The 7381-nt window shown below is 62.9% G+C and carries 6 protein-coding genes and 1 pseudogene; 3 read left to right on the forward strand and 4 right to left on the reverse strand.

What is annotated here, in order from left to right; genetic code table 11:
- Positions 1–111 precede the first annotated feature (111 nt).
- On the reverse strand, positions 112–645 hold the full coding sequence (locus K8625_RS43230; protein ID WP_223786058.1) for a transposase: 534 nt from the start codon (positions 643–645) through the stop codon (positions 112–114).
- 78 nt (positions 646–723) lie between these two features.
- Between K8625_RS43230 and K8625_RS43235 the strand changes: the two are divergent.
- A pseudogene (locus tag K8625_RS43235) lies at positions 724–1035 on the forward strand (integrase core domain-containing protein); the annotation flags it as partial.
- A 41-nt stretch (positions 1036–1076) separates the two neighbouring features.
- Here the strand turns inward: K8625_RS43235 and K8625_RS43240 are convergent.
- Genes K8625_RS43240 through K8625_RS43250 form a run of 3 tightly spaced genes read right to left on the reverse strand, consistent with a single transcriptional unit; the run spans position 1077 to position 5916 of the window.
- Entirely contained in the window at positions 1077–2318 is a 1242-nt protein-coding gene (locus K8625_RS43240; RefSeq protein ID WP_223786059.1) for a hypothetical protein, read from the reverse strand.
- Positions 2315–2785 (reverse strand): hypothetical protein, encoded by a 471-nt coding sequence (locus K8625_RS43245; protein WP_223786060.1) that lies wholly within the window; start codon positions 2783–2785, stop codon positions 2315–2317. Before K8625_RS43245 ends, K8625_RS43240 begins: the two co-directional genes overlap by 4 nt.
- The gene (locus tag K8625_RS43250; RefSeq protein ID WP_223786061.1) at positions 2782–5916 is read right to left on the reverse strand and encodes a hypothetical protein; all 3135 of its coding nucleotides are present in this window, start codon (positions 5914–5916) and stop codon (positions 2782–2784) included. Before K8625_RS43250 ends, K8625_RS43245 begins: the two co-directional genes overlap by 4 nt.
- A gap of 372 nt (positions 5917–6288) precedes the next feature.
- Between K8625_RS43250 and K8625_RS43255 the strand changes: the two genes are divergently transcribed.
- Together K8625_RS43255 and K8625_RS43260 are read left to right on the forward strand one after the other, a co-directional pair.
- Positions 6289–6429, forward strand: coding sequence for a hypothetical protein (locus tag K8625_RS43255; RefSeq protein ID WP_223786062.1), 141 nt, complete (start codon positions 6289–6291; stop codon positions 6427–6429).
- A gap of 15 nt (positions 6430–6444) precedes the next feature.
- The coding region (locus tag K8625_RS43260) for a transposase (protein ID WP_223786063.1) at positions 6445–7381 on the forward strand (937 nt) is incomplete at its 3' end.

Below are 7381 nucleotides of genomic sequence, written 5' to 3' on the forward strand. Positions count from 1 at the left end.
CCGCACGCGTCCGCGCGCCGCACGCCTCGCAGCGCCGCCGCTCGCTGTCGACCCTCACCTCACGGGTGGCAACAGGGCGAGCAGTCGTTCGAGCCATGGTGGTATCCCCCTTCAGAAGGACAACACCTGGGGCTCAGGCCATATTTGCCGGTGTAGTTTTTTTTCGAGCACCAGCAGCGCCGCCGCCTCCGTCAGCGCCTTCTCCTTGCGGTGCAGCTCCCGCTCGAGTTCCTTCACCCGCTTCTCGGCGGCGGCCAGGCGTTTGCGCTCCTTGGCCGGCAGCGGCTCCGTGGCGCTACCCGAGAGCGCCCCCGCTGCGGCTTGCTGCCACTCCTTCAGCTGCGCCTCGTGCAGCCCCTCGCTGCGCAAGAGGGCCCCCAACTCTTCGACTGTGAGCCCCTGGGTTGCCGCCAGCACGCGCAGCTTCTCCTCCGGCGTCCACTTCTTCGGCCCTGCGGGCGCGGTGGGCTTCTTCTCTTCAGGTGGGGGCGTCATCGCCGCCACCCTATTCGCCTCGCGCAACCACTGCGACAGCGTCGGTTGGGACACTCCCACCTGCCGGGCCAGCGCCGCGGCACTCACCGCTCCCGGGCCCACCATCCGCTTCACCATCTGCGTCTTGAATGCATCCGTGTACGGCACCACGTCCTGCCTGCTCTCGCCCCCAAGGCGTCGTCAGCTCGGCTTATCCGCCGAGGCGACAACTTCCCTGACACAGGGGGGTACCGCCCCAGCTTTCCCCTGAGGCCCTTCGCCTCCGTCGAGAACGCGCACGACTGGGTGACGCGCTTCGTGGACTGGTACAACACCGAGCACCGACATTCGGCCATCCGATTCGTCACACCCGACGACAGGCACTTCGGCCGCGAGACGGCACTGCTGGCTCGACGCCACGGGGTATACCAACGTGCGCAAGCCCGTCACCCCGAGCGCTGGAGTCGCGGCACGCGCGACTGGTCACCGGTGGGCCCCGTGCGCCTCAACCCCGCGCCCAACCTCATCCCGCCTCTGCTGGAAGTGAGGGACGCCGGCTGAACCCTCTCACGCGACAACTACCTTGACGCTCACCGAGAAGGCTATACGCCGAAATTGTAGTGATGTGTAACTACCTCATGCGCAAAGCGGGCAGAAATCGTACTGCAGACGGCATGATAGATGCTATTTTTTTCGCCGTTACAGTGGTCGGCTACCGACTTCAGGCAGATGAAGTCTGGAGTGAGGACTGGCGTGTTTAGGCAGGCGTAATAGAAAGCATAGCTCTCCATGTCGATGGCCCAGATCTCCTCGTCCCGGTCGGTGATTTGACTGAGAGTCTTCAAGCTGGTGACGACCGCCGAACCAGAGCCTGCGCCCCTCTCATGCACCTTCCAGTTCGCAATACGTCCCTCGCTTTGCTTCGTGACCGCAGCGAGTGTGTGCGGGGTAGGGTTGTAGCCGCCCTCGGTCATCCGGCGGATCGTCTTGCTAATGCCGTTGCCTGGGCAATTCAGCGGCATCGGGCGCGGCCTGAACACCGTCTCCGTGCCGTTTGGTCCGTCGACCTCCTCCCACTTCCCGTAGTCCCATGCCGAAGCACTTCTAAACGCCACGAGGTCGCCGATCGCTGTGCGCTTGGCAACACCCCCGCAGAACCCCGTTAGGACGATCAGCTTCGGGCGGAACTGGGTTAGCAAAACTTGGGTCACCGATGCGCACGGGGGCTGCCCGGCTTGCCCGATCGAGTAGAGGAGGCCTCGACGCATCCGGCCGAAGGCATCGGTGAAGGAGAAGTCCTTCGCCCCATCGAGGTCGTCGGACGGGCTCAGTTCGAAGATGTCGGCGTACGGCTTGGCTTCCTTATCCAGTGCCGTTAGGAGGATCAGGTCGACGTCATGGCTTGAGTTCGTCACTAGGCGACGGGCCGTCCTCGCCCGCATCACGTAGCTAACCTTCGCCTTGAACGCTTCTCGCCACGTCCCCTCAGCATCCTCGTGCAGGCAACCCATCAGATGCTGACCGATGCTTGTCCGTAAGACGTCCAGGACTTCGGGGTCCTTGCTGATGCCAATCACGTCCGAAGGGGCCTTGACCTCTTCGCCTTCGAATATCTCCTCAAGCAGGAGCTGCGTGTTCGCGAGGCTGACATTCGCGTTTCCAGCCTTGATCGGAAGGGTAAGGTCGATGGCCACCAGATCGTGGAAACCGGCCTTCAGCCTGTCACGGGCGGACCAGACATCCTGGACTAGGTCGACCTTCGACCCGGCGCCGGCAGCCTCATTCGCGATGCGCTGTAGCTCGGCGCCCACGTCTGGACGGTCATGAATGATCAGGATTCTCATGCGCGGCCCACTCCCTTGAGCAGTTCGAGAAGATCAGCGTCCCAACCGGCAGAGCCGAAGCGCACGGCGCCCAGCAAATGGTGTCCAAGGAATCTGCGCGCCTGACGGCCCACATCCTCCAAGCCGAGGATCACCTCATGCCCTGCGGCCGGCGCTGCTGTTGGGAATGCGTCGAAGCCGGTAACTACTATCGTAGGCACCTCGCACTCAAGGTAGAACATCCGGCCAGCGATCTTGAGGCCGCCAGTATAGTCGTGCGCGCCACGTCCGCCGCGGTCGCCGCCGGCGCGGATGTCGAGGGAGATGTCCAGGATCAGGAGGTCCCATCCCCCCTCCTCGACGAGACGCTCAGCATCTCGAAGGTCGCGCGCGCGAACGACATCAATGGAGCCCAATCCTTGGCGGAGCACCGCCTCGATGCGGGACCATTTCGGATCGTTGTCCTCCACCGCAAGGACGCGCATCAAGCCGGAACCCCGTTACGAACCGATACCAGGACCTCGAACGCGCGCTCAGTGCGCCGGCAGAGCACACACGCATCGTGACCGACAAGGGTGGCTGAACTCGCGGCAATCTTCGCTAGACCGGAGTTACCCTCACGCGTCACGGCCTCGTTCCGACTATGATACACGTGACCCTCAACGCTCCGTTCCCCGAGGTCATCGACCGAGCATGCGTCGGCCGCATTCCGAAACGCAAAGTACTCGGGCGCGCCCTCGCGGCGGTCGATCTTCAATTCCACTTCCGGCCCCAAGCCGTGGCGCAGCGCGTTGAAGTAGAGTTCACGCAACATGTCGAACGCGATCTTCACGTGCCGAGGGCCGAACGATACGGAGTGGGCTTCGGAATCCATGACCACTTTCAACGTTTTGCCGGGGATCAAGTTCTCGAATAGCGCCTCGGCCGCTAGGCTGAGTTGGCTTAAGGAGATGGGACCGGACGTCACGGCGTCAACGCCGTCGAACCAGTTGCGCAGGTCTGCGATCCGTCGTTGAACGGCGTCGTTAACGGCGTTGTGTACTAAATGGACATCTGCCTCGCGGTAGCTCGTGCTGCCGGCTTGCCTATCCCGGATCGCAATGAACGGCGCGACCAAGCCGGTCGCCACTTCCTGCTCAAACGCCGACCGTGCCGCAGCCACCTGTCCGCGAAGCTTGCCCTTGATCCATTCGATGACGATATCCGTCACCGCAAGCATACCGTCCGCCTCCCTCGCTCTGGCCAAGAGTGCGTCCAATTCTTTGGGTTCCGGGATCAAGTCAAACAGCCCATCGGGCTTCTCGACCCGTTTGGTCTGGAGGCGGCTTCCGCACCAAGCATCGACCCATTGCTCGGTAGCCAGTTTGTAGTCCTCGACAAGCGCAGCCCTTCTCTGCCGCGACACCGACGGTATGGTCGCGGCGACGACTTCAGCCATCGCAGACCACAACTCCTGAAGTAGGTTGTTGTGCCGGAACCGTCCTGAAAGGACGACCTCCAATCCAAACGCGGGGTGCTGCATGAAACCTTCGAGGACCGCCATGACGCACGCGAAAAGGGATTGGTCGCGTTGCCGAACCCTGAACACCTGTGTGCGCCCGTTCGGGAACGTAATAGGTGTCTCAACGATGGCCGTCAAAGGCCCAGCGTCGTCAAGGCGGGGACGCAAACTCTCGACGGCTTGGTAGAGGTTTTGGTTTGCGTCGTTCGCATCCTTTCGGAACGTTTCCCAAGGCACCTCAAACTTGCCTGCGTTTACATCGGTGAGAAGGAGTTCCGCTGTGAGTGCCTTCACCTCGCTTTCGTAGACATACTCCGTGAGGAGCACGCCGAAGCCAAACCGTCGGATGCAAGATTCCATTGCCCGAACGCGTTGGTCCATCGCTGCGATATAATTGGGCGCCATTCCAGTAGCCAATAGGTTTTGCGTAGTCAAGTAACGGCGGACCAGAGCGGGTGCGGCGGAACCGAACTCTTTGATGATGGTGTCGACGGCTGACTGGAAGTCCATGCCCCTGAGCAACGGCTCCAGAGTGAGGCGAAGGCGAAGCGGGTCGGCGTTGGTCTCGAGTTCCATGAGGATGAACAGGTAGGCCCCGTCCAAGTTACGGAACGGCTTCAACCGCCGAGTCGCTATGATTTCCTCTACCCAGTGCCAGTTGATCCCAGTCAGGTACGATGGCCGAAGGCGCGTCTGGGACCTGACGACACTCAGCCATTCCGCTATCCGTCCCTCCTCCTCAAGATGCCGTAACCTCCATTGGAGTTCATTGATCCAGAGACGGTCGCGGAACGGAACCCGACGACTGATCTCGGCATCGGTGGACCGCTGGATCTCATGCGGCGGCAGAATGTCGACACCGTGATCGTGCAGGCGCCTCATCATCACCATTGCGGATGGCGTTGAGGCGACGAACGGATTCACAAATCCTAGGAAGCACATCAGGCGGAAAGCATCCCGCACTTCCAAGTCGCGCGCTGCCCGCTCGATCATGTAGATTGAGCGGAGCATTGACCCGATGAAGCGGCCGGCGTCGACGAAGTGCCAGACCGCGTGGTCGCCCACGATGATGGTGAATTGCGACGGGTCCGGATACTCCCTGACGCGCATGTTCGTCAGCACGCCGAACGGCATTGATGCGCCTTCGTCAAAGAGCCCTGCCACGGGGTCGAGATTGCAGAGGGTGGCGTAGCCGTCGAGTTCGTCCCGCGACAAGCTGAACCGTTCTGCGAGGCGGTCCGAGCGCGTTCCGAGAATGAAGTCAACGCGCTCGCGCACCATCGACGATATCATTCCGGCACGGGAACGAGGCTGCTGATCGGCGATGTCGGAGAGGAAGCTCGCCAGATGCCTCGCTAAGCGCGTTCCCGACGCGATCTCGTGCTCAACGTGGTCAAGGACGAATTCGATAGCGTCATACGGGTGTCCCATCAACCCGATGAAGCACTTAAATGCGAGCGAGGTCTCGCGCGCGGCCTCGTCGCTTAGCATCAGCTTCAACGCTAGCTTTTCGGCGTCGTGCTCTCTCCCGGTAACGACGTAGGACAGAAAGTTATCCAGTGCTGCAGCGGGCGGGGTGCTGGAGAAATGGTACACCATTGGGTGGACCAGCCGCGCGCGGGCCCACCCCTTTGATGAGAGTCCATGCTCGAGGCGCTCGATCATCGTCTCGGTCGCTGAGTGGTTTGAGGCGCACTTGAGCCGCAGGCCAAAGAGCGACTGCGAGTCTACGGACCCCAATTCGTCGCTAGCCGGATCCAACGCAACGGGAGTTCGCTGGAGAAGGCGGTCGCTTATACTTGAGCCGAGTGCGTACAGCCGCGCGACGGACTCACTGTTGGCGTCAGCATATGCAAGGACAATCTCAAGGAGCCGCGCCTCCACTGAGGGATGCCGCGATGCGAGCAAACGCTCGCACAACTGCCAGTCCTTGGGGTCGAACTCGAATACGGTCCAGCCTTCCGGCAGGCGGAAGAATTTGCTTGCCAAGAAGGGCGAGAGCCGTTGTTGCTCGGCTCCCGAGGTGTCGAGTATGCCCCTCAGGATTTCGCGTCGGTGAACATGAAAAGTGCCACTTCCCCGAGCCAGGTTTCGGAGGTCTCGGCTTGATGAACTCATGCGCATTCCGGATCAGGCATCGGTCCACTATACGGGAAGATTGCGGTGGCCAGGCAAGCGGAAGGTTGATCTGATGAAGGATTATGCGGTTTTCGCGTGCCGCCGACGAAGTTCCCCATCAGGCATCAATTCCCTCGCCCATCCGAACGTGCTCCCACCGGACCGGAGCCTGGTCCGCTCGTCCGCAAGAGCATCTGCGCCAGACCGGCGATCGAGGAGTACCAGTAGAGGGGCGCGTCCGCCTCACCGGCGCAGGGTAAGCGTGCGGCGACGGCTCGCGCCGCGACTCGGGGATGGGCGGCTCACCGCGATCGGAACAAGCGCGTTCGGCTCACGCCGCTGTGCATCGACTTGCTGCACCGAGGCCGTCCCGTGCGCGACGGCGAGGGCATCCTGCGCAGCCCGTGCGACGCGGACATCGGCGTCGTCGTCGAGCTGGCGTTTCTGCCCTTCTTCGTCGAGTGGCAGTGGCAGGGTGAGTCTGCCCCAGTTCCGTGGACACCCGAGATGTGATGAAGGGGACCAAGGATGTCCACGGATACGAAGCAGAGAAGGAAGCGCCGCAGTTTCACCGCCGAGTTCAAGGTGGAGGCTGTCCGGCTGGTGCTGGAGGAGGGCAAGACGGTGGGCCAGGTGGCGCGAGACCTGGACCTCACCGAGACGGCCCTTCGCACCTGGGTGGAGCGACGAGCCCGGGCGGACCGGGGCCAGGGCAAGGCGGGAGCGCTGACGACAGCCGAGCGTGAGGAACTGGCGCGGCTGCGTAAGGAGAACCGCCAGTTGCAGATGGAGCGTGACTTCCTAAAAAAACTACACCGGCAAATATGGCCTGAGCTCCTCTTCGATGCCTCGGAGGTAGCTGTCCGGGTCTGCGCGGAAGCGCCGGCCCATGACGCGAGGGACGCGCCGCTGTTCCAACTGAGCGCGCAGCGTCCGCCAGGCGTCGAGGTCTCCCGGTGCCAGGTGGGTGCCGTCGAGCGCTGGGAGCAGTTGGGCTGCAGCGATGGCGGGCAGCCGGACCCCACCGCGCACGACGAGGCCGGCGCTCCCGCGCACCCGGCCCGAGGCTCGCCGCTCGTGGTAGCGACAAGTGCCGAAGAGGTGTTCCAGGTCATTGTCGGTGCGCGGCAGCTCCGGCACGTCGTAGCAGTGGAAGAGGCCCTTCCAGTAGCGACGCGTTTCGAGCAGGAAGTGAGCGAGTGCCTGACGCAGGACGCCCTGATGACGTCGGCGTGTCCAGCGCACCATGGCGGCCAGCAGCGCGGCGAGCCGGCGTCGCACTCCTGCGGCGTCCAGGCCAGGCTCGTTCTTGAGGATGGCTGCAGTGCGTTCCACCCACCGGTAGGCCCGCGCAAGGGCGGGCCAACTCGCGGCAGTGGCCCTGAGTGCGTTGCGCAGCACCGCGTGCAGGCGGCTCAATTCTGGTGGGCAGGCCCCCCTTTTGACACCCGCTCCAGGCTCTTCT

It is taken from the genome of Myxococcus sp. AS-1-15, assembly GCF_020037055.1.
GTDB classification, from domain to species: domain Bacteria; phylum Myxococcota; class Myxococcia; order Myxococcales; family Myxococcaceae; genus Myxococcus; species Myxococcus fulvus.

What these genes read in the sequence shown, in the direction of transcription:
- K8625_RS43240 (WP_223786059.1), bottom strand. Translation starts at nt 2,318, where the DNA reads ATGAGAATCCTGATCATTCATGACCGTCCAGACGTGGGCGCCGAGCTA.
- K8625_RS43250 (WP_223786061.1), bottom strand. Translation starts at nt 5,916, where the DNA reads ATGAGTTCATCAAGCCGAGACCTCCGAAACCTGGCTCGGGGAAGTGGC.